Origin of the sequence: Cellvibrio fontiphilus (assembly GCF_042646205.1) — a bacterium.
In the GTDB taxonomy this organism is placed as follows: domain Bacteria; phylum Pseudomonadota; class Gammaproteobacteria; order Pseudomonadales; family Cellvibrionaceae; genus Cellvibrio; species Cellvibrio fontiphilus_A.
The window spans coordinates 772,048-796,749 of record NZ_JBHRTF010000004.1 but is presented as its reverse complement, the minus strand read 5'-3'; the positions used below and the strand labels follow the sequence as shown (position 1 = coordinate 796,749).

Genomic DNA, 24,702 nt, shown 5'->3' with positions numbered 1-24,702 from the left:
ACTATTGCTCCTGCGCAGTCAAAGGTAGCGCGCTATTGCGTAGATTTTCACGATTAATGGCGTAGCTGATGAGTTGTTGGATATCCAGAATCAAAGCAACTGCACCCGTTCCCAATAAACTGGAACCACCTATACCTTTTAAGGCGTGGAATATTGGCCCCATGGGTTTTACGACGGTTTGAATTTCGCCGTGCAATTCATCTACCACCAAACCTGCTCGTTTCTCACCGAATTGCACCACCACAATTTTTTCGCGTTCCGACTCAGCCCCCTGCAAGGAAAATATTTCACGCAGGCGAATGTAAGGAACTTGCTCACCACGCAAATTAACGCAATTCTGACCCTGGGTATGACTCAGCGAATTCAGATCAACGCATTCAAGAATGGTGTTTTGCGGGACAATAAAATCTATTGCCCCAGCTACAACATGGAAGCCATCGATAATAGCGAGGGTTAGTGGCAAACGAATATTCAAGCTGGTGCCAACACCCATTTCGCTTTCTATTTCCACACCGCCCTGCAATTCCTCGATGTTGCGCTTCACTACATCCATGCCCACACCACGACCGGAGAGATTGGTTACCTGCTCGGCTGTGGAAAGGCCGGGATGAAAAATTAATTGAAAAATTTCCTGCTGGCTCAGATGGACACTTTCATCCAGAATGCCGTTGGCAATCGCTTTTTTGCGAATTTTTTCCACATCCAAACCGCCGCCATCATCATGGATGCCAATGACTATATTGCCTGCATCGTGGCAGGCGGTAAGTTTGATAGTGCCCTGCGCTGGCTTACCGCGCGCCTGACGCACCGCAACGGACTCAATGCCGTGATCCATTGCATTGCGCACTATGTGCATCAATGGATCATTTAATTTTTCCACCATCGAACGATCCAGTTCGGTTTCAGCACCTTCAATTTCCAACTCAATTTCTTTATTCAAACTTTTTGCTGTATCGCGCACTACACGTTTAAATTTTTGGAAGGTATCCCCCACCGGCACCATACGCAGCGTTAGCGCGGCATCGCGAATCGCTTCCGTAAAATTACCCATTGAGGTTACCGCTTCAATCAGTGTTGGACTCCCCATTTTTGAGGCGAGCAAATCAATGCGCTGACGATTAATTACCAGCTCACCAATCAAATTAATTAGCGTATCCAAACGCTCCGCATCAACACGAATAAAACGATTTTCCGGGCTGGTTTTTTTCTCATTATTTTTCTTTTGTTTGTCGAGGGCTGCACCCACAATTTCTGGCGCTACCGCTTCGCCCTCCACCAAAATATCACCCAACATACTCACTTGGGCCTGGCTTTTGGCCTGCTGCTTTTGCATTGCAAGCGCAGCATCCAATTCCTGATAACTAATGGCATGGCTTTTCACTAAAATTTCACCAAGACGTTTGTTATCTTCCGGCAGGGATTTAATGAGATTGATGTAAGCATCAATATTGCTGCGCGGCGGAATAATAATTAACTCTGAATCCTCCCGCACAAACATAAACGCATCTTCAATTTGCTGCTGGCTGGCCGTGCTGGATAGCGCTATCTCAAACCCCAAATAAAGCTGTTCAGGATCAAAATGTTGGTAGTCGGGAAAATGATCGGTAATTGTGGTGATGTGTGTAATTTCACCCAGCGAGGAAAGGAAGCGCATAATGGAGAGTGGGTCCATGCCGTTGCGCAACAAGTCAGGCCCAAATCGCACGGATATATGCCAGGACTCGCGCTCACTCTCACTCACCAGCGACTTGATATAGTCCGCTTGTATGGCCTGACTCGCCACCGCTGAAACAGGCTCATCGGTATTTTTTTCTGCAAGCCAAGGCTGCAGGGAATCGAGCAACGCTTGCCCTTTTGCCAAGCACTCGGCATCGTTAGCGCGCCCCTGTAAAGCATTGTCGATTAATAACGCAATGTGATCGCGACATGGCAGGAGAATACTGAGCAGGTCGCCGCCAATCGTAATGGTGCTATCACGTGCGCGATCCAATAGATTTTCTACTGTGTGCGTAAATGCAACTATGTCGTCCAAGCCAAACAATCCGGCTGAACCTTTTATAGTGTGTGCCGCACGAAAAATTTCGTTGATAGTTTCCGGGTCAGAGTCGCCTTCATCCAGCCGCAATAACGCCGACTCCATGGAATTAAGTAAATCTTCGGCTTCTGCAAAAAAGGTTTGTAATGCGCCATCGAGGTTCATAGGCTCGCCTCCTTTGCATCCTGGGTAAATTGTGAATAGATGTCGAGCTTGTGCAATACTGAATCAACAATTTCATTGCTTTTTACAATAAAAATATTTTTATTCACATCAGAAAAAAATCGCTTGGCAAATAGTAATAGCTGCACACCTGCAGTATCTATTTCGCCCACTTTATGTAGGTCTAAAGCAATATTCTCCGTGAGCCGCTCATGGTCCGCAAAAAGCTCGTCTTTGGTTTCTGTAACTTGGTAAATGGTGAGATCACCATCAAATGCCAAGGTAGTAATATCCTTGTTTTTTTTGCGTGTAATTTTCATTGCTCTAGCCTATTGATTAAACCATCAACAATTCATGTCCATCACACCACCTTTAATAACAATAAAGAAGTGCTATTAGATGAGCATGGAAACAGCTTGCAACATTTGCTCAGGGCGGAAGGGTTTTACAATCCAGGCTTTTGCACCCGCGGCTTGCCCCTCACGTTTTTTCTCTTCCGCACCTTCGGTGGTAAGCATGATCACTGGGGTAAATTTATAAGCAGGTTTTTGCTTCATTTCTTTTACAAAACTAATGCCATCCATGTTTGGCATATTCACATCAGAAATCACCAAATTAATTTTTTGTCCATCGAGTTTGTTCAATGCATCTTTACCATCGCTAGCTTCTACTACCGTATAACCAGCACCGCGCAAAGCAATACCCACAACCTGACGAACACTTGCAGAATCATCAACCACTAAAATAACTTTGGACATTCACTACTCCCTAAAAAAAGGTAATTTCAGAATTGCTTGGACTTTTGGAATGGTTGGCACCGCGGTGCACATCCACTTGCTCCAGTGTGGTGTAGGTTTTTTGCACCGCGCGCAGCCAGTCATTAATGTCGATCGGGGCAACCACTTCACCATGGCGAATGCGTGTTTCCTGCTCAGAAATGGCACCCACCAGCTTTTCCATATCGTCAGTGACATGGCTCAGAATCTGGCTGACGCGATCCTGGAATTGCAAATTAACCAGAACCTCCTCCACACTCGCTTGCACAGCAGAACTTTCATGCTCAAGGGTTTGTGCTGAATGCATAATGCTTTCGCTGGACTGTTGGAATTGTTCAAGTACCTGGGTGATGGACTCCTCTGATTTACTCAACCGGGAATTATCTTCAGCGGCATATTCTGTGGTGCGTTCAAGTGTGGTTTGCAGTACAGAATTTACCTGTTCGATGCGTCGCCCAATACGTGCTCCGGTTTCACCTGAGCGGGTGGAAAGCGTGCGTACTTCGTCCGCAACCACCGCAAAACCGCGCCCATATTCGCCAGCTCGCGCCGCTTCAATGGCCGCATTCAACGCCAGCAAATTCGTTTGCGATGCGATGCCTGCAACATCGGCGCTCATGCCACTGAGCTCAACGGTGATTTTGGACAAGCCGGATATTTCACCCAGTAATTCATCGCGCTGATTTATCGCCTGACGTAAATTTTGGGTGATCTCATTTAATTCACTGTTGGCAAAATGAATCACTCCACCCAGCCCCCGACTGCCACTCATATTGCCGGCAGTGGTAGACGAACTTGCAACAGCAGCCTGCAGGCGCTGATGAATATCTGAAAAACGGTTTACTAACTCAGTGATGCTGGATTCCAGTTGATGGCGGGCCAACTCGGTTTGACGCTGCCACAGTGGCAATACTTCTTTGATTAATTGCTGGTAGTTTTCCAGCAGGGGTTTGTATTGTTGCGCGCTAATTAATGCAGCCTGCGCCCTATCCAACTCTGCCGCCAACTGGGTAGAGCGGGCGGCATGCTGGTTGGCCGCCATAAAGCTCACAACGGCGGCAGTAAGGATGATAAGTATCACTATTACTTTTGCTAATCCGCCCAGGCTGCTGAAAAAAACCAGTGCAAGCGCCGCCAACAGTAATACTGCAACTCCGGCCAGTAGCGGCACAAACGAAACGGAGGATAACCCGGGAGTAGCGCCGGATGCGGCGCTGTAAGAATGGTTGTTACGCATCAGAAATATCCGTCTAAGTGAGGTGCAGATGAAGCATTTATGCTGTTGTGTCGCCGCAAGCGCGCCTATCGGGTAGGTGTTTTAGGTATAGACCTGGTTCAGTTAGGTGTCAAAAAGCAGGATTGAGTGAAATTACTCTTGCGTCACAAGCAGTTGGCGGATTAGCAAAGGAAAAAGAGCGACACGCGCAGGGGAAAAATTAAATCGTTTAAGGCAAATAAAAAAACGCCCAATCCTGAAGCAGGATTGGGCGTTTTTTATCTCGCAAAGATAATCGACTGGAGCGTCAATCAACCCGTATTGCGCATACCGGCAGCAATACCTGCCATAGTCACTTTCAGTGCGCGTTCCAAATCGGGGCTAATGGTTTCACTGCTGCGATAACGCTTGAGCAGTTCGGCCTGTAAGTAGTTGAGCGGGTCAACATAGGGCTTACGCACCTCCAATGACTGGCGCAACATAGGTTCATCAGCCAGCAGGGTGTCCTGCTTTTTCATTTGGTTAATCAGCGTTTCCAGCGCTTTCAGATCGCCACGCAACTGCTCACCCAAACCACGGTATTCCACTGGCACCAATTGCTGTTCGTAATAGGTGCAGATAGGGCCGTCCGCTTTACCTATTACCATCTCCAGCAAGTCAAGGAAACTGGAAAAGAATGGCCAATTGGCAATCATGTCTTCCAGCAATTTGGGATCATTCGCCAATGCGTATTCAAACGCCTGACGCGTACCCAACCAGGCCGGCAAATTGAGGCGCACTTGCGTCCAGGCAAATACCCAAGGGATGGCGCGCAGGCTTTCTACACCGCCGGTGGATTTGCGTTTTGCCGGGCGACTACCCAACGCCAGCAAACTCAGTTCTTGTTCGGGCGTCAGGTTACGGAAGTAAGGAACAAAGTCTTTGTGACCGCGCACCACTGAGCGATAGGCTTCAAGGCTCGCCTTGCCCATGCGCTCGATCAGATCGCGCCACTCATCTTTAGGTGCCGCATTGGGCGACATGGTGGCACGCAGGGTTGCGGTCACGTAGGACGACAGACTGCTAAAAGCAACGCGCGGCAGACCAAACTTATAGCGAATCATCTCGCCCTGCTCGGTCACACGAATACGCCCTTTTACCGAACCCGGTGGCTGGGATGCCATGGCTTTCTCTACCGGGCCACCGCCGCGACCAACAGTACCGCCACGACCATGGAAGAGCACCAGTGACACCGCAAATTTATCCGCCAGTGCGACCAGCTTTTCCTGCGCTTTATATTGCGCCCAGGTGGCCGCCAGCTTGCCGGCATCTTTTGCCGAGTCGGAATAACCGATCATTACGGTTTGTTGCTGGGCCGAATAGTGTTGATACCACTCAAGCCCCCACAAACGCTCCATCACAATTGGCGCACGATCCAAGTCATCAAGGGTTTCAAACAGGGGAACAATCGGCATATTCCAGGTCATGCCACACTCTTTTAACAAGAGCGCTACGGCGAGCACATCGGAAGGTTGCTGCGCCATGGAGATAATGTAGTGCGAGAGTATCTCGCGCGGCTCCTGAGCTACCACGCGACAGGTGGCCAAGACTTCAGCAGTTTCATCGCTCATTGGCCAAACTGCTGGTAGCAAGGGGCGTTTGCTGGTGAGTGATTCAAGCAGGAAGGCTTGACGCTGCTCTTCTGACCAGGCGCGGTAGTCGCCTAATTCAAGGTATTGCACCAGCTCATCGATTGCCTGCACATGGCGGTCGCCATCCTGACGCACATCCAGAGGCACCAGGTTGATACCAAAACAGTGAACACGGCGGATGGTATCTACCAAGGGGCCGTTGGCAATGTGCGGCAAACCCACCTCGTTCAGAGAACGGAAGCAGAGCATGAGCGGCGCAAGCAGGTCTTCACGGCTGGTGATCAAGTCAGACGGTACTTCTGTAGCACGCCCCTGCAGGCGAGCCTCGGCCCACTCCAGCGTGGATTGGATACGCTGGCGCAAGCTGTACATAGCATCGCGATAGGGTGTTGGCGAATCGGGGTAGATGGCGCGCAGCTCATCGCTGGCTTCGCTCATACTCAAGTCGCCACCCAGGCTGTAGATGTCACGCGAGTAAAGCTCAGCGGCCATCCAACGGCCCAGTAACAAAACTTCGCGGGTAATTTTGTGGGTTACATTGGGGTTGCCATCGCGGTCGCCGCCCATCCATGAATAGAATTTAATGGGGCGGATATCCACCGGCAAATGGCTGCCCAGATGGCGCTGTGAAAGGCGATCCAGGTGGCGAATAAAATCGGGCACGGCTTGCCAGAGGCTGTTTTCAATAACGGCAAAGCCCCACTTGGCTTCATCCACCGCGGTCGGACGGGTTGTACGAATTTCATCGGTAGCCCAAATCTCTTCTACCAAACGGTGCAAACGGCCGCGCAGTTTGTCTTGCTCAAAGACCAGCAGGCTGGGGTTTTGGCGATCCGCCAAGGTGTCCACAATTTGGTCGTATTTGCGAATCAGGGTGCGGCGGGTCACTTCAGTGGGGTGCGCAGTGAGCACCAACTCAATACGCAGCTTATTGATCAGTTCACTCAAGGCTTCTTTGCCCTGGGTTGCCGCCAGCTCAAGAATAAGGGCTTGCAACTTGTCTTCTGCTTCCGCTTCGGCGCTGGAGAAGTATTCCTGATCGGCAATATTGGCCAAATTGAGGAATTGGTTAAATGCCCGCACTATAGGAAGGATGCTCTGGTCATCCAGGCTGCTCAGCATAGCCACCAACGACGCGGAGTCGCCATTTTCGGCCTTGTTGATCGCCTTGCCCAATTTGCGAATACCTTCGACTTTGGAGAACAGCTCTTCACCCTCATGGGCATGAATCGTTTCACCCAATAGCTCCCCTAGCAGGCGTACATTTTCGCGCAGGGTTTCAGGCAGTTTTAACATGAGCAACTCTCCAGCAATCGATAAGAGGAAGAAAAAAGAGCCAAACAGGAACGGGATTATTCGTCACCAGCTGGATTTTCGGCCAATACACACAGCAAAGGTTTGGAAGCTGCGAAATCTGTGCCTAGTTGTAGAAGGAACAGGGCCAAGTGCCGCGCGTCTTAACGGCGGCCGCGCAGATTACAAAGCCCCCCTCAGGGATGCAATAGCCTGTCAAAAATCCAACGCGGATATACTTAAAAAATTCGCGTTGTTTACACGCCCACATGGGCGGGTAATGACAGCTGAGGGAGCCAAGGGTGGACATTTTGCACGAAATTAGCGCAAACGAGAAATCACGTGCCAAGCATTGTTGATCAACTTATTCACAAGCAAGTATCCACAGAAGCTGTGAATAACTCTGTGTATGACCTTTTGGTAATGGAGTGGAGTGCCGATTATTGCTGGCGGCGAACAAGCTGCTCAATTCCTGCACGGTAATTATTCGCTGTTTATGCATGACTCAATCTGGCGATTTAAGCGCCAGCATCAAGTTTGATAACTCCACCTCTATGGCTCGCGCTTGCTCTAATTGGCTGAACCAATCACCCAGCCCTGCACCGCTGGCCAACCCCAGAATAACCCCCAGCACCGCCCCGCGGTGGCAGTTATCGCCGCCGAGATTGGCATTAACCAACAGCGCCTGACGCGGGTTATCCATGTACTTCCACGCCAAATAAAGCAGGCTGGGCCATGAGTCTTCTATATAACAGGCGCGCGAAAACTTGCCGCCCACTACCTGGTTGTCATCGCTGTAGCGCTGCACCAGCTGCGCAGGATCAATACCCGCAGAATGGCGCGCCGCCGCAGCGATTAATTCGCGGGCATCGCCTTTGCCAAATAGCAGGCCATCAATCAGCGCCACATAGGCATCACACACCTGCGCAAGGTGTTTATCCGGGTGAGTGAACTGTAAATGCAGGCGACACACAGCTTGCACTTGAGCCAGGTCGCGCTCATGCAACAGCCCTGCAAGTGCGATAGGTGCAATCATCACCAAACCACCTACCGACGCCGTATCGTGGGTGACAGCCCCGCAGCGCTCCGGCGCTACACCTTTTGCAAGATTGGCAAAAAAACCACGATGAAAAGACTCGGCATAGGTATCCGGGTGTTGGGGGCTATCCGCCGTCATAAACTCAATGTAACGGCGCAAAAAAAGCGCAGGGTCATAACAACCCTTATTAGCCGAGAGACAGCGGATAACCAAGCGCAGGCAATAGGCATTCAGGGTATTTTCACCGGCAGGCAGGCCGCGATGATAATGCTGATTGGCCACTCCCCAATACTGGCGCTTGCCCTTCAAAATAATATCGCCAACAACCTGCACCGCCTCGCCCGCTTGCTGGGAGCCGCGCCCACCGCCATTGGTGGAATGTAAATTCATAATAGAAGAAGGGTGATACTGCGGCGCCGCTTCAAACTTTTGTATGCCACCGGGAAAAGCGCGATAAATATCCAAGGGGTTGTAAAACCAGTGTACCGGCATAGCCAGCGCATCGGCAACCAGACTGTTTTGTAGCGCGGCGACCAAGCGAGACTCTGGCACTGGAGAATTCATGGAAGACACCTCAAGAGTCACAAACTAAATGCCGCAAAAACTAACGCAGGCACAGCGCCCAGACTGAGCGCGATGCGTAAATTCCAAAACCAGCGTGGGATTAACTGCGCGCGCCAGAGCAACATAAAATCCAACAGCAATTGCAATAAAAGCAAACCCGCCATTCCCAGTAGCGCAGCCTGGGCGTTGATCATCAATAAAAACCAGGCCAGCAAACAGGGGCACAAACTCCAGGCAAACAAAATACTGCGCTTGCCTGCCCCCAGCGCCGCCTGCGGCAAGGACACAGCAATGCCCCACCAAATAGCGCCAACAAAGGTGAGAATCAGCGCGGCATAGTTCAGCAGATAACCCCGGCCAGCCGCCGCCAGAGCTCCCTCAGCCCACCAAGGTGCAAGAGCCAATCCCCAAAAAGGCACCAAGCCCAACACACCACCAGCGATAGCAACGCGATTAACAGCAAGAGAATTTTTCACATTCACAGGCATACCCGAATACACAACTGATTTGGCAATTATTCGAGAGCGGCGCGGGATAGGATCATGCGGGGAAGTTTCACACCAGAATAAACGGCTACAACAAGGGCCCAGGCGTTGATGCAGCATCAATCGACTTTTGTAAAAACTACAACACTAACCTTGGCAAAACATCCATAGCGCCACAAAAGATAAGCGGGAAGCGCAAAAAATTGTCGAATAACTTTACGCTTCACCCTCGGAAAAGTGTGAACCAATCGACTATACCCATGAAAGCACTGATGAATAAAAAAATGGAACAAGAGTTGCTATTCGCACAACGAGATATTTTCTCCAGCACGCAAATACAACATTAAGGAAATACTATGAAAAACACACTCAAAACCACCCTCGCGGCCCTGGCGCTTTGCGCAACCAGCTTGGCCTCTGCGGGAACCATAAACCTGACTGGAACCCTGCGCGACATAGATGTAGCACACCCCGATTTTGAAGATTGGTGCTGTGGCGCAGTTGATGGATTAGTGAAGCAAACTCTGGGCGCAGACGGCACTCCGGTTTACAACGGCGGCACCTCCTTAACCAATGCAGCCAACTTCGCAGATTGGTTCGGCAGCGGCACCAACCACGTACTGGGTGAAAAATCCCTGTCATTGACGCTGGACAATACCATCTCCGGCAACCCCAATGTGTACACCTACATCAATAACGATTTCTTCCCACTGGATGGTGAATTGGGCGGCAATCAGGGTTATGGCCACAACTATCATTTCACCTTCCGCTTAAACAGCACATTCACTTACCAAGGCGGCGAATCCTTCACCTTTACCGGTGATGATGACGTATGGGTATTTATTAACGACCAATTGGTAATCGACTTGGGCGGTGTTCACGGCGCAATGAGCGAAACCGTAAACCTGGACACACTGGGCCTTACCGCAGGCAATGATTATTCATTCCACCTGTTTTTTGCCGAGCGCCATACTGTGGCATCCAGCTTCCGCATCGACACCTCCATCAAATTGAAACCCAACGAAGTACCTGAGCCAGCAACCATGTTGCTGTTAGGAATGGGCTTGTTAGGTTTAGGCATAGCACGCAGAAAAGCGCGCGCCTAAGCAAAATAAAACCCTGCTTCACAAAAAACGAGCCGCGAGGCTCGTTTTTTTATTGCTCGAGTTAAGCGGCCGCAAAGCAACAGCGCAGCTACTGCAATAACAAATGTAATAACAAACCCACCTTGGTGAAGAAAAGTAAAAGCCTGTACAAATCCGTTTACCGGGCATCAAAGCCAAGCAACAGCGCCTAGACTTGGGGAGCTGCATAGATACCAGCAAATTTATCGCAGCAAATCATCCTCCCACCCAGTTACCGCCAAAAGTTGAAACAGCTATGAAAAAAATAATCCTCGCAATTGCCTGCCTGATGTTTACCCTTACCTTGCTCCCCGCTTTCGCCACCGAGCAAGCCCCCGTTTTTGAATTGCGCATATACACCACACACCCCGGAAAAATGCCGGATTTAATTACGCGCTTCACCAACCACACCACCAAAATTTTTGCGCGCCACGGCATGGAAAATGTCGGTTACTGGCTCCCCACCGATTCCAAAGACAGCAATAAACTTTATTACATCCTAAAACACAAAAGCCGCAGCGCCGCCGAAGCCTCATGGCAAGCTTTTTCCAAAGACCCCGAATGGATAAAAGTCAGCACCGCCAGCGAAGCCAACGGGCCAATTGTCGCGGGAGTAGAATCAATCTTTATGACTGCTACTGAATTTTCAGCGATTAAGTGATGGTTGGATTTTAAAAGCCCAATCTTTGATGTTACAGATGTTGGTTTTTATTTTTAAAAACCGATTAGTTTTAGCTGTAAGTGGGCACTAATCAATATGCACAAACTCATAAAAATCCAAGATTTGACCACTATGAAATGTGCGATTCATGCTAAAGGAGAGAACCTAAAAAAATAATCCAGCGAGTAATTCGGATAGGCCGCGTTACTCGCTGAATCCTTACAAAAGGTTTAGGCTCCAACTGCGATCATCAATGAGTTTTGTTCGGCATGCGCAGGTCCGTATCGGGTATCAGCATTAGTCACCGGTGAAAATGAAGCAATAGCCTGAATCAGGGCATCATTACTGCTTACATAGTCAACACTATCGCGACTTGTTTTTAATTTGCCAACTTCCGCCGGCATTGAAACATACTCCTGACCACCCTCGAATAAACCAGCTGTAATCGTGTCTTGTGAGAGAGTGTTATTCACATAATTAATAATCAGGAAATTATCCGCGCCTGCATTTCCAGTAGCGACATTTTCTAGTGAATAAATTACCTCAGAAGACTTCGTACCCGATGCAGTCACTTCCAATGGCTCCAACTTGAACCAATTAATGTTAAAACCACCGATATCTGCGGCAAGCTTGAAGTGATGTTCGCCTCCACCCAACGTGATTTCCTGAGTGACATCCACCCAATTTTGCCACGCACCTGTTTTGGGTATGGTAATCGAACCTAATATGCTGTCATCACCTAACTCTTTTAAGGTTAAACGTCCACCACCGTTAAAACTTGCAACACGATAAGTAACCTTATAACGGCCCGTTGTGGGTACGTTAAACGCAGCACCACTGTAGGCCATCCAGTCGCCTGCATCCAACCAACCTACATTCTGACCACCGCCCGTATCACTGGTATTTTCCGTTTGTACACCACCCATGGAACTATAATTTTCTGCCTGAATCATTATTGCTGTTGGATTAGGTGAAGCTATATCAGGTGCAACTACTGCACGCACCATGGATACATTACCTGCCATATCTGTTGCAGTGACGTTAACAGTTTCTTTTTTAGTTAATGCTGTGGTCAGCGTAATCGAATATGCACCAGTCGATGTATTGGCGGTAGCTGTGCCCAAGGTTTGAGTGTTGTCATGATTTTTGATAATGACAACACTACCGGCTTCGGCGACACCAGAAATTATTTTTCCATATGAATCAAACACAGCAGTGGGTTGCGCTGGTGAGATTGTGTCTGGTGTTACTGGCTCCAACTTGAACCAATTAATGTTAAAACCACCGATATCTGCGGCAAGCTTGAAGTGATGTTCGCCTCCACCCAACGTGATCTCCTGAGTGACATCCACCCAATTTTGCCACGCACCTGTTTTGGGTATGGTAATAGAACCTAATATGCTGTCATCACCTAACTCTTTTAAGGTTAAACGTCCACCACCGTTAAAACTTGCAACACGATAAGTAACCTTATAACGGCCCGCTGTGGGTACGTTAAACGCAGCACCACTGTAGGCCATCCAGTCGCCTGCATCCAACCAACCTACATTCTGACCACCGCCTGTATCACTGGTATTTTCCGTTTGTACACCCCCCATGGAGCTATAATTTTCTGCCTGAATCATTATTGCTGTTGGATTAGGGGAGGCTATTTCAGGTGCAACTACTGCACGCACCATGGATACATTACCTGCCATATCTGTTGCAGTAACGTTGACAGTTTCTTTTTTAGTGAATGCTGCGGTTAGCGTAATCGAATATGCACCGGTTGATGTATTAGCGGTAACGGTGCCCAATGTATTGGTGTTGCTTGCATCTTTAACGACAACCACGCTGCCTGCTTCGGCAATACCGCTAATCACTCTTCCAGCTGAATCAAATACCGCTGTAGGTTGTGCTGGTGGTGTTGTGTCTTGCACTATGGGTTCTAATAGTTCCAACTTAAACCAGTTAACATTAAAGCCACCAATATCCGCCGCTAGTTTGAAATTATGTTCGCCGCCACTCAATGTAATCTCTTGAGTGACATCGACCCAGGTTTGCCAGCCCGATGTTTTAGGAACCGTGATTGAACCCAGCGCAGCATCGGTACTCAACTCTTTTAACGTTAGTTGCCCGCCGCCATTAAGGCTTGCAACCCGATACGTCACTCGATAACGACCCTCTGCCGGTACGTTAAAGGCGGCATTGTTGTAAGCCATCCAATCGCCTGCATCGATGTACCCCGCATTCTGACCACCACCGATATCGCTGGTGTTTTCTTTTTGAACACCGCTCATGGAGGTATAGTTCTCTGCCTGAATAATAATGGCTGTAGGATCAGGAACTGCTCCATCAGGGGCAACAAGTGCACGCGCAGCGGATACGTTACCAGCGGCATCTGTAGCAGTGATGTTGACGGTTTCTTTATTGATTAAGGCAGGCACCAGTGTTATCGAGTAAGCCCCAGATGTTGGATGAGCAGTAACTGTACCTAGAATACTGGTGTTGCTAGCATTTTTAACCACAACAACACTGCCTGCTTCAGCATTACCACTTACGATTGTTCCAGTAGAATCAAAAGTGGCTGATGGAATTGCCGGTGGGCTGTTATCTGCTGTGCCTGTTGCAATTACCGTCTTAGGGGGTGAAATATTTCCAGCCAAGTCTTTTGCTGTGACATTTACTGTTTGGTTAACAGCCAATACAGTTTCTAGTGTAATGCTGTAAGCCCCAGTAATTGCATCGGCTACAATACTGCCAAGCACCGCCCCAGAAGTATTTTTCACTTGCACAGTGGCGCCAGCCTCAGATTCTCCACTGATAATCTTACGAGTTGAATCAATTGTGGCTGTCGGTGCAGCCGGGGCAGTTTTATCGGGAGCATTGATGGCGGTTGCATATGATAAATTCCCAGCAAGATCTTTAACAAAAATATTGACGCGCTCATTGCCACTCAGTTCTGTTGCAAGAGTGATTTTGTAAGTGCTGGTATATCCCGCCAATGTAGTTCTGCCCAAAACTATAGTGTTGGTGCCATCCATCGCTATAACCTCGTTTCCTCCTGTATCAGTATATTCAGCTGTTCCAGTGATTATCTTACCGGTGCTATCAAACTGAGCAGTAGCAGGTAGAGGCGCTGTAAGATCGGGAGACCTAATAGAAACGTATGATCGATTATTGCCAGCGTCCACTGAAATAATTCTTACTTCGCTGCCATCGATAATGGATTCCGCAAGTTCAATCGACCAAATACCATTCAGGTCTGCCCGCGTGAAACCAACTACTGGCTGATTGCTCAATCCAGAAATAGACTTCTCTATAAAAACTAAAGTATCGGGTTCAGCAGTACCACTTAATTCGGTTCCTAAATTATTGAAACTGGCAGTGGGAGTAATAGGAGAAAATTGATCGTTAGGAGTCAAGTCTAATGTCGATGAAACATTGCCATTTCGATCAATAGAGATAACGGATAGGCGAGTTGATTCTGAGATTGCAATATTTGGGCGAATAACAAAAGCACCATCAACACTATTTGCAGTCGCGCTAGCTATGAGACTATTGCCATCTCCAAGAATCTGAATCGTGCTTTGAGGCTCTGCGAATCCTGAAATCTCAGAATTATATCTATCGAATGCCGCAATAGGTTTAGCTGGTGCGATCTTATCCGGGGCTATTAAATAGCTCGGTGCTGACTCGAGACCTTCAGCATTTTGCAGGGACACGCTGAATATTTCCTGATTTACATAGGTGCTATCTAAAACAATATTGAACGATGTGCCAGCTAACACTGTAGTGCGAGCCAGCTCTACACTATCTTTATCCCTTACGATAATGATTCCAGCTTCGGAAGAAACGCCTGAGAGTGAATCTCCTTGGGCATCGAATGTAACCTGAGGCTGTACTGGCACATCATTTATGCCAGCGCTAACGACGAAGGTAGTTGACGCATTACCTGATGTATCAATTACCTTTAAGTTAACCATTTGATTGGCTGCAAGTGCAGTACTTAAAGCTGCCTCAAAAGAACCATCTATCGCTGATGCGTATACTTGGCGCAACAGGCCACCTTGAGTATTTCGCACCACTACAGTTGCACCAGGCTCGGTAAACCCCTTAATAATTCTTCTCGTTTTATCTATAGATGCATATATGGCAGTTGGTGCAGTAAGATCTGGTGCACGAACATAACGAGAGGAATAATTTCCAGCCGTATCACGCGCAACCATTTGTATTAATTCTCCATTCGCAACGGGTTGCGCGAAACCGATAGCAAAAGCACCTGTTTCGGCATTGGCCACCGAAGAACCCAACACATTACCGGATAGAGTCGTAATGGAAACCATCGCACCTTTTTCTGCACTGCCTGACAGACTGTTGCCCAGGTTATCAAACACTCCAGATGGGGTAAGTGGAGAGACAAGATCAGGAGCGGTGATCACTGTTGGTACGGATTCTATTAATGCATTAACTCTTGCGACAACCGAGATATTTTCACCATTGTTTAAACGGGTAGGTGCAACAATAGTGAATGCACCCGTGATTAAATCAGAATACATCGCGCCGACATGGCGGTTAGGAGTGGATACTGAAACATAAGCTCCTGGTCGAGCAAACCCCGTTATCACATAACCGCTTGCGTCCAACTCTGCTATAGGTGCAGGTGGCGTACTGGTATCAGTAGCCGGACCAAACGCCGTTATTGGTAAGGTATATCCATTAGCATCTTTACTAGAGATAATAATTCGACTTACATCTTTAATGCCAAATCCGAAATCAAATTCATAATAACCACTAGCATCAGTTTGAATTACCGGATACTCGGTTACTGAATTATTTTGATTTAAGTAGGAAATGTATATCTTGGAATTTGGACGCGCATTACCTGTCAAAATATTTCTGTTTTCAGATAAAATCGCCATTGATTTTTTAGCCGCATCATTAAGTTGAGCGGCAGTCCAAATTGTATCATCAGAAAATTTAAGTGTATAAGCAGTTCCGTTATTCAGCAGTTTATTGATTCGATCGGATGTTCCAAGTATTAACAAGTCGACACGATTTTCATTAGTAGCCATCCATGAGCCACCGCTCTTATCAACAAAGTACGATTTAAAAGCCAACATATCCGGCGTAATACCCGCACCCAACTCAATAGTTACAGGGTTCGAAGTTGGAGTGTGTATTTCATCAATACCGTCACCCAAACCAAAACGTATCGTGCTCGGTTCAGCGAATTGCTGTATGGCAGAATAAGATAATGAAATAAAATCGTTGCCTTTCCCTCCTACATAAATATTACTTCCGTATGCATCGTACAACCAATCGGCGCCATCACCTCCTTGCAATAGATCATCTCCAGATTCCCCATGCAGAGTATCGTTTCCGGAACCTCCAATTAAAGTATCGTTGCCGCCGCCAGCAGAAAGACTATCATTTCCTTCTTTAGCATCAATTAATTCTGGAGCATCTAATCCGTATAGGATATTTGCACTTGAAGTGCCTACAGTCGCCAATTTGGCAAGTAATTGTTCCCGTGACCATGCCTCCCCATTAGCAAAAATAATATTCTCAATAGCAGATGATTCATTAACTGCACGATTAACGTCGAAATTAAAAAATCTAGATAGGGTAATAGGGTTTGCATTTTTTACGCTGAGAATCAAATCAGTTTCAGTACGCTGAACACTGATATCCGTTGAAAGTATGCCGGAGCCGAATCGAATGGTATCGTTACCACCATGCTCAAATATACTATCTATGCCCTCGGCGAGATCAAACTGATAAACATCATCACCAAGACTACCCCATAAACCATCATTACCTTTGCCACCAATAAGCGTGTCATTACCGGCACCAGCCTGAATCACATCATTTCCATCACCACCACTAATCAAATCATTATTAGCAGTTCCGGACAAAACGTCATCACCAGCAGTGTAGGTAAGAGACTTGGCAATCATCATTTGCAAATCCCAAACATCTCCATTAGCAAACACCAGTGATTCAACTAAAGAATCTGGATTCCCTTCTAAAGTGCGACTATCTGTCCATGGACCATAGCCAAAAGACAACGCTTTTTGATTGTTTACATAGATATCAAATGTAAAACCGCTTTTTTTAATTTGAACCATATCAGCAGTGATTTCAGAGCCGAACACAACCTTATCGACCCCACCAGCCTCATCAATGTAATCAAATCCATCACCGAGATTGTAGCGATATTCATCATCTCCTAAATCACCTTTTAATTCATCATAACCTTCATGGCCAATGAAGGTATCATTACCGAGTCCACCCACGAGCGTGTCCGAGCTTGCAGTCCCTTCACGAAAAACAGGATTCATTTTTGGATCAAAATTTAAAACATCTCCGTTAACAAACTTGAATATTTCAATTTTTCCACCGGTGTAGAACTGTGTTTCAGGCAGAGCGCCGTTTTTGATGGTAATTGTGTCAGTGGAATCAAGGAATGAAACAACGGTATCATCACCAACAGTTGAAAGAACAACCTGTTCTTTGTTAATGCCTGCACCAAATTCAATGATGTCCCGCCCGAAATATTCTTGAATAGTGTCATTACCATCACCGCGATTAAAACGGTAAACATCATCAATCTGTTCGTGAAAATTACTGATTTCCTTGTATGTGTTATCACCAAGAAGAAGATCATTACCCTTACCGCCAATTAAAACATCTTTACCATAACCGCCGGTCAAGGTGTCATCGCCTTCACCCCCATCAAGGATATCTGCTCCGGCCTTCGCATGAATGACATCATTACCCTCCGAACCATTAATAACATCACCGTTACCGGAACCTGTTATGTAGTCATCCGCTGTAGTGCCCTTAACAGCTTGTTGTAGCAAATCATTTACAGTCCATTGAGTGCCATTAAAAAAATTAATTTCACCTAATGGCAACCATGGCTCTTTAACTTCCGCTCCAAACACAGAGCCACTGGTTAATAAGCTATCGAGATAAACAACAGTATCGCCAACTTTTATTTCAAAATTCCAATCATTGGCTTGTGATATGGAATAAACCCATAACAAACCGTTTTGCAAGTAACCCTCCTGACGCCCAGGGATTAATTTAACTGAAATATCCTCAGGAGTGATCCCTTCCGCAAAAAGGATACGATCAAAGCCATCACGGAAGTTTTCAATAAAGTTAATGGCTGGCTGTTCAGAAATTAAATAAGTGTCATCACCCTTACCACCGTCAAGGAAATTTAACCCACCACCTCCGGTCAAGGTATCATTTCCATCGCCTCCATAAATTTGATCATTTCCACCCAAACCATTTAGTACTGAATTATTACTTCCTGCATACAAATGGTCCCAGGTATCCCTTCCCATCAAAAAATTCGGATTTGCCAGAGTTTCAATTATTTTTTGCTGGATAATGGTTTTTTCCCAGACGACTTCACCTGCGAATTCTACACGTTCAATTAATCGGTTTTCATTGGGAGTGCCATCAATAAGTTCACCGGTTATCTGTACCATTTCACCATTGTTAAGAATGAAATAAAAATTACCATTGCTTTGGTGCACAGCTACATCTGTAGGAGCAATGCCGGAGCCAAATACCAAGGTGTCATTACCGCCGGTATCAGTAATAATATCTACGCCGTCGCCGCGATTAAAGATGTAACGATCATTGCCACCTTTACCGCGAAGCTGGTCAAAACCTCCACCACCATCAATAACATCATTGGAGGAAAACCCATCAACAATGTCATTACCTTCGGTAATACTATCTTGTATTATTTTGGCTTTAATTTGTGCCAAATCCCAAACTTCATCATTGAAGAATCGAATACCTTCAATCGCATTGGTACCTGTATCATCAGAAGAACTAAACATATTATTGATTAAAATTGTACCTCCTTCTTTCAATACAATTCTCAAGCCATACCAACCTTGGCGATACAAGGAAATATCCTCGGGTGAAATACCTTCACCAAACGTTATTTCATCAATACCAGACTCATCCGTAATCTGATCATTACCATCACCGAGGTTATAGACGTAGCGATCATCACCCTTTTTCCCTTGAAGATAATCATCGCCTTGGGCGCCAACGATTATATCGTTCGCATTAGTACCTAGCAGTGTGTCGCTACCGCTCGTACCATTAATTATGGAGGCATGTATTTTATTTACTTCTTCCCTTATTTTGTCACCATTCCATTCGTTACCGCTCATGAACTTAATGGATTCAACAGCCGCTACATTTAATGCACCCGAAGCGTCAAACGCGCCCTTTACTGTAATAGTTGAATTATCTTGCAGCGTAATGACCAGATTATTTTCCAGATCGCGCCTCAACTTAATATCCGCTTCAAGAATACCCACACCAAATTCAATCTGATCGGTGCCAGCACTATCAACAATCACATCATTTCCGTCGCCTAGCGCGTACCGGTATACATCATTTCCTGCATAACCAAATAATTGATCATTGCCTTTAGCACCGCTGAATACATCATCGCTATCAAAGGCATGAATAACATCATCGCCATTTGTTGGTTTAAGCACTTCCTGAGTGATACGAGGAAAATCCCACTCACCTCCTGCGCTAAATTTAATGGATTCCAATAAACCATCAATTTCCGGTGTAGAAATATATTGATCGGGAACAATCAGATTGAAATTATGTGACGGGCCGCTGATAGCGTCAGAAATAACCGAACTAGCATTCAGCGAAGCATTTCCATAATCAGAACCCGCTATCGATCCGGTGTCAAGATTATCTAAATTAAGCAATTGGGTGTATTGAGCAAAACCCACCGCTTTAAAATGTGTTTCAAAGGTGGATAGGTTGTTCCAAAATTCTGCCAAACCATTATGCGCAGTACTCACAGCAATAAGGGCTTGATCGAGTGTTTTTCCTGTTTTTAACTGATCGAATACTTCTTTAATACCAGCGCCGCCATGATTGCGAATTTCTCTATCCAATAATTTGACCGCAATGTAACTGACAGAATAACCAGCTGAAGTAGAAGGTGAGCCAACTGTTGTTTTAAACAACTGATTAAAATTACTCTCCAAGCCAATAATACTAGCGTCGCCTTTTACCCTCTCATCCGCACCATGAATAAATTCAGCAGTACCTTCATTAAACCAACCAGGCAATTGAGAGTTATTCATGTTGCGCGCCATGACTGCATGTACCATTTCGTGCGCAATTATGCGGTCTAGATAAAGTGGCGCTGCACCATTAGGAATATTGCTAAAATCACTGAGGTCTATCACTAACTTCAGATTGGTGCCCGTTCCATCGGACCCAGAATAGGTCGCTTCAACGTGGGCAGCTTCTGCTCCTTCTAATCCATCTTCAAAACCCAACGTAATATCGCCACTGCCCGTTAAGCCGTAGTGCTGTTCAATCATTATTTCAGCCTGCGACATCCAATGGCTTTGCAGTTGTTGAATCAACGTCGTAATGACAGGATCAACCACATTCGCAGCTTCTGCACCGAATGTATTTTGTATAGTGATTGAACCACCATCTTTCATGGTGATAACTAAATCATCGCCATCGCGACGCGCGACTACTTCACTTTCATTTATTCCTGCCAGTAACTCCAAGCGATCATTACCATTGATGTCAGTGATAACATCGTTTCCATGGCCTAATGCGTATTGATAAACATCGTTCGCACTACCACCATTTAGCTGATCATCGCCTTGATTACCAATAAAGGTTTGGTTGGCGTTATCACCCACCAATAGATCATCACCTGTTGTGCCCGTAAAAATATGCAACTGGTCTTTCGCCAACTCGGTTTGAATTCGCGCAAGATCCCACACTGAGGTGTCATTGAAATGTATATTTTCGATTGCCTGCCCGATTAATTCACCAGCTGTATTGAATGCATTGAGTACAGTGATGCTGTCATTATTATTAATGCGGATGATGAGATTATTGCTGGTGTCTTTCCGTAGGCTGACTTGTACTTCGCTGATGCCCTCAGCAAAATAGACATGGTCGCTACCATTGCTATCGTCAATCTGGTCGGCACCATCGCCAATAGCAAAATAATAATGATCATCGCCTTTGTCGCCGCGTAATATGTCATTACCTTTGCCGCCGGTGAGGGTATCATCACTTTCATAACCGATGAGGAAATCATTGTGATCGCCCCCCACAAGCGTCGCGCCTTTTGCAGACTCTTGTAGTAACCGTGTTAAATCCCATACCTCGCCATTGCTAAATTCAATTCGATGGACTGCTCTGTCATTAATCAAATCACCAGTGATGGCATCAAACATGTCATTAACAACCACCGATTGAGCACCTGACAGTATCAGTAATAAATTGCCATTGGTACGCAGCAAATCCAATTGATCAGCGGTGATGCCATCCGTTAGCCTTATGGTGTTATTACCACCTTGTTCGGTGATGCTATCAACTCCGTCACCGGCACGAATAACATACACATCATCACCCGAATCTCCGTGGAGAATATCATCGCTTCGGCCGCCAATCAGGGTAGAACCGCCAGCATGAGCAAAAAGAGTGTCATTTAATAAACCACCCGCTAATTGCGTGCCAGCAGTTTGAGCAGTGCGGGTGACTTCCGTACTTAATCTGGCAAGCATGACATCATCCATGGTGATGGATTTTGCGGAGGTCGCAGACTCCTTGAATTCATCTACGCTATCGCCCATCGCAAAATGATCCACGGCACCATTCAACCCATCACGAATAAAAATGGCTGCGTTACCGGTACGTAGAATTAAATCGTCGTCCTGGGAAGTCAGGGAAATTTGATCCAGAGAAGAAACGCCCACCAAGGCTAATGTGTTGTTGCCTTCGGTGCTTTCTATGGTTAACAATGGTGCGGTAGATGATGTTGCTTGCGCATTAGTTTGCGATGCAAGTGCGGCATAACCAAGTGCATTCGCATTTGGGTTATTATTTGCAACGTACAAATCAGCTTCTTCATAAACAATATCTTCAAAGATATAAATATTGTTCCCCGCACCACCGCTCATGTATTGGTCTTCTACACCACCGACCAGAATATCGTCACCCTCACCACCGATAAAACCATCACGGCCTTCGCCTCCAATGAGCAAATCATTACCACCATCACCGATGAGGATGTCATCGCCTTCTCCTCCAATAATGATATCTCGCCCTTCACCTCCATGAAGCTCATCGTCACCATCACCACCGTCAACAATGTCATTACCTGCTCCGGCAAATACGGTGTCCTTGTCGTCACCACCCGATAAATAATCGGCGTAGATTCCCCCGCTTAAATAATCATCTCCCGCATCACCAAATAAATTCGCGCCTTTTACATTGGCAAAGTCTTCAAGGGTTTTTCCAGCGCCGGGAGCAAAGGTAGAAATAGCGAGCGAAGCGGGTGATGGGTTATCGGTAGGTAAAGGTTTTAACTCCCCGTCATTAGAATAGTCATAAGTCAGCGTATAACTGCCTGCAAAACCATAACTCACATCACCATTACTGTGGTTACTGGCAGTGCTGCCACTCCTGCCAATAAATTTTACATTTTCAATCACCGAATTGTATTCGGCGTAGCTGTTGGTGAAATCTTTAAAGTAACTGTTACTGAGCTGATAACTCAGCCCATTTTTTACAACACCGAAATTCATGCGGGCGATGGCATCAGCATAAACTTCATCACGTTTAATAGCGCGATGGCCAGCAATACCCCGGCTTTCATCCGCCAATATTTCTTTGAGGTTGTTAAACTGGAAATACGCCGGACCGGTAGAGACCAGGATATCGTTGTCGCTACCGCCGTGCGCAATGGAACCACCTGCCGATGCAAAAATAAAATCATTACCTGCACCGCCATCAATGCTGTCTGCACCAGGTACAGCAGCAACGGATTGAAAAGTACTGGAAGCGTTAGAGCCTAGAGTGGTAGTAAATCCGCCCGAAATAATATCGTCACCTGCGCCCCCCAATAAGGTGTCATTGCCTTGCAGCATGCCCATGATGATGTCGTTACCGGCATCGCCATCAGCATAAAGCGCACTAAAGGTGCCAATATCGAGATTGGGATTGTCATCGCGCAAGTTATCGAGAGTGATTGCGTTGTTGCCACCATCACCCTTAACCGTACCCGCACTACCTGCGGGCGGCGTGCTGGCAGCAACCGTTAATGAAATACCAAGGTTACCGGGATTCCAGTTTTTAATTAACACATTGCCGGTAGTTGTATCAGTAAGCGAAGTAATGAGTAAATCCGTTGAACTGCCGTTATTGATTTTTATCGCTTCAAATTTACTGGCTGCATCGCGGAAGATAATGTCGGAGCCTTGTACGGAGGTAAAGCTGTTGGAGAACCCTGCGATTGAAATGGAGCCACTGCCGTCGGAGTCTTTGATTATGTCGGTGCCGAAGTTACCTTCGAAAATGTAGGTATCGTTGCCGGTGCCGCCGATGAGAAGGTCATTCCCTTTCCCACCAGTTAATTTATCCGCACCACCTTTACCTACCAATACATCATTATCATCGCCACCTTTTAATACATCATCTTTGGCTGCACCAATTAAAAAGTCATCGCCTTTTCCGCCATCGAGTGTATTTTTAATTTCATCATCAGCTGCAATTAATAAATCATTTTTATCCTGACTGGAGGCACTAGCATCAAGAGACTTTATTACCCCATCCACATCCAACCCAATATTTACTTGGCCATCAAAAAAATAGTTAGTGCTGTCAATTTTAAAAATTTCGTCTTTTATGTAATGGTTTATTAAATAAGAGGCTATTGGCTTAAATAATTCCCCCCATGGTTTTATCAATAAAGACAAGCCAGAAATATTGTTGATATTAGCCTGCGCCTCCTCAATCATATAACCCCACTTTTTTTCATAATCAATCATATGAAGCAGATTGTTTTTAAGAGCATTTGCTGGATAAGCATCTGCTTCAAAATGAGCGATTATCGATGCGGCATAAGCAGCAAATTGAGCCTCTCCTTGCGGATTCAAAAAATTAACCGAGGAGGGATATAAACCAAACATTTCAGATTCCATATAACGGCGTTTGGCATGCCCAGACGATCCATCGCCACCATTCGAGGCATAACGTATTTCAAACCAAGCCCGAACACGGTTGTCATCTTTAATAGCACCACCTAAGCCGTTACCAAGCATTTTAGCTGGGCCGCCATAAGCTAGGGATAACAGCGCTAATCGCTCCAATGAGTAGGTCATATTGGTGATGCCATATTCGTTGTCTACTGTTCCATCGTCATATCCATTTTTAGATAAAAATGAATTAATCTCACTCTCCATTGCTTTGGTTATTTGATTAAAAACTTCTTTTATTTTATCTTTTGCGGTTTTAGCGCCAATAGCTTCGAATTTAAATTCTGTTTTAGTGGTAGTGTACTCCTCCATCAAGGCATTCAATTTAGTCTGAATGGTTGGCATTTCAGATTTTGAATGCGTTCCCGAAGTAACCAACAGAATAGCTTTTATTAGGCCATCTTCCGTTTTTCCTTCTTTATAGGTACTACTCCCACTTTTTTCTGTTAAATCAAAGCCTTCTTGCAAGATAATCTTAATATTTTCATAAACAGTTAAATTAAAACCGACTCCCGTTGATACTAAGCTTTTGGTATCTGGATATAGCTCTAAATTTTCTTCGCCACCCTCTTCAACTTCTTTAAGAAATTCATAGCGAAGCCCCAGATATTCCTGTTCAGATAAGGTTTTCAGCGTTCCGAATGTCATGATAATTCTC

10 protein-coding genes are annotated in these 24,702 nt (G+C 46.2%); 2 read left to right on the top strand and 8 right to left on the bottom strand.

Annotated elements, in window-relative coordinates; all coding sequences use genetic code 11:
* Position 1: 1 nt before the first annotated feature.
* From ACFODX_RS11920 to ACFODX_RS11890, 7 genes are all read right to left on the bottom strand, one after another.
* A complete protein-coding gene (locus tag ACFODX_RS11920) occupies positions 2 to 2,200 on the bottom strand; it encodes a chemotaxis protein CheA (RefSeq protein WP_378119362.1) in 2,199 nt (732 codons plus the stop codon).
* Positions 2,197 to 2,517, bottom strand: a complete 321-nt coding sequence (locus ACFODX_RS11915) for an STAS domain-containing protein (RefSeq protein WP_378119360.1) — start codon at positions 2,515 to 2,517, stop codon at positions 2,197 to 2,199. Before ACFODX_RS11915 ends, ACFODX_RS11920 begins: the two co-directional genes overlap by 4 nt.
* A gap of 75 nt (positions 2,518 to 2,592) precedes the next feature.
* Positions 2,593 to 2,955 carry a response regulator gene (locus ACFODX_RS11910; RefSeq protein ID WP_324257904.1) on the bottom strand — a complete coding sequence of 121 codons (363 nt, stop codon included), beginning with the start codon at positions 2,953 to 2,955 and terminating at the stop codon, positions 2,593 to 2,595.
* Positions 2,956 to 2,965: 10 nt separating this feature from the next.
* Positions 2,966 to 4,210: a methyl-accepting chemotaxis protein gene (locus ACFODX_RS11905; RefSeq protein WP_378119358.1), complete on the bottom strand. Its 1,245-nt coding sequence runs from the start codon at positions 4,208 to 4,210 to the stop codon at positions 2,966 to 2,968.
* Between the two features lie 290 nt (positions 4,211 to 4,500).
* Entirely contained in the window at positions 4,501 to 7,116 is a 2,616-nt protein-coding gene (gene ppc, locus ACFODX_RS11900) for a phosphoenolpyruvate carboxylase (RefSeq protein ID WP_378119356.1), read from the bottom strand.
* A gap of 502 nt (positions 7,117 to 7,618) precedes the next feature.
* A complete protein-coding gene (locus tag ACFODX_RS11895; protein WP_378119354.1) occupies positions 7,619 to 8,716 on the bottom strand; it encodes an ADP-ribosylglycohydrolase family protein in 1,098 nt (365 codons plus the stop codon).
* A gap of 17 nt (positions 8,717 to 8,733) precedes the next feature.
* The gene (locus tag ACFODX_RS11890) at positions 8,734 to 9,192 is read right to left on the bottom strand and encodes a DUF3429 domain-containing protein (protein ID WP_378119352.1); all 459 of its coding nucleotides are present in this window, start codon (positions 9,190 to 9,192) and stop codon (positions 8,734 to 8,736) included.
* A gap of 365 nt (positions 9,193 to 9,557) precedes the next feature.
* Here ACFODX_RS11890 and ACFODX_RS11885 point away from each other — a divergent pair, with 365 nt between their 5' ends.
* Complete coding sequence (locus ACFODX_RS11885) at positions 9,558 to 10,307, top strand: fibro-slime domain-containing protein (protein ID WP_378119350.1); 750 nt, start codon at positions 9,558 to 9,560, stop codon at positions 10,305 to 10,307.
* A 274-nt stretch (positions 10,308 to 10,581) separates the two neighbouring features.
* Positions 10,582 to 10,986, top strand: a complete 405-nt coding sequence (locus ACFODX_RS11880) for an NIPSNAP family protein (RefSeq protein WP_378119348.1) — start codon at positions 10,582 to 10,584, stop codon at positions 10,984 to 10,986.
* Between the two features lie 230 nt (positions 10,987 to 11,216).
* Here the strand turns inward: ACFODX_RS11880 and ACFODX_RS11875 are convergent, their stop codons facing one another.
* Positions 11,217 to 24,692, bottom strand: a complete 13,476-nt coding sequence (locus ACFODX_RS11875; protein ID WP_378119346.1) for a flagellinolysin — start codon at positions 24,690 to 24,692, stop codon at positions 11,217 to 11,219.
* Positions 24,693 to 24,702 lie beyond the last annotated feature (10 nt).

Excerpts from the sequence above, each read along its gene's own strand:
- ACFODX_RS11875 (WP_378119346.1), bottom strand. The coding sequence starts at position 24,692 with ATGACATTCGGAACGCTGAAAACCTTATCTGAACAGGAATATCTGGGG.
- ACFODX_RS11920 (WP_378119362.1), bottom strand. The coding sequence starts at position 2,200 with ATGAACCTCGATGGCGCATTACAAACCTTTTTTGCAGAAGCCGAAGAT.
- ACFODX_RS11915 (WP_378119360.1), bottom strand. The coding sequence starts at position 2,517 with ATGAAAATTACACGCAAAAAAAACAAGGATATTACTACCTTGGCATTT.
- ppc (WP_378119356.1), bottom strand. The coding sequence starts at position 7,116 with ATGTTAAAACTGCCTGAAACCCTGCGCGAAAATGTACGCCTGCTAGGG.
- ACFODX_RS11895 (WP_378119354.1), bottom strand. The coding sequence starts at position 8,716 with ATGAATTCTCCAGTGCCAGAGTCTCGCTTGGTCGCCGCGCTACAAAAC.
- ACFODX_RS11885 (WP_378119350.1), top strand. The coding sequence starts at position 9,558 with ATGAAAAACACACTCAAAACCACCCTCGCGGCCCTGGCGCTTTGCGCA.
- ACFODX_RS11905 (WP_378119358.1), bottom strand. The coding sequence starts at position 4,210 with ATGCGTAACAACCATTCTTACAGCGCCGCATCCGGCGCTACTCCCGGG.
- ACFODX_RS11910 (WP_324257904.1), bottom strand. The coding sequence starts at position 2,955 with ATGTCCAAAGTTATTTTAGTGGTTGATGATTCTGCAAGTGTTCGTCAG.
- ACFODX_RS11880 (WP_378119348.1), top strand. The coding sequence starts at position 10,582 with ATGAAAAAAATAATCCTCGCAATTGCCTGCCTGATGTTTACCCTTACC.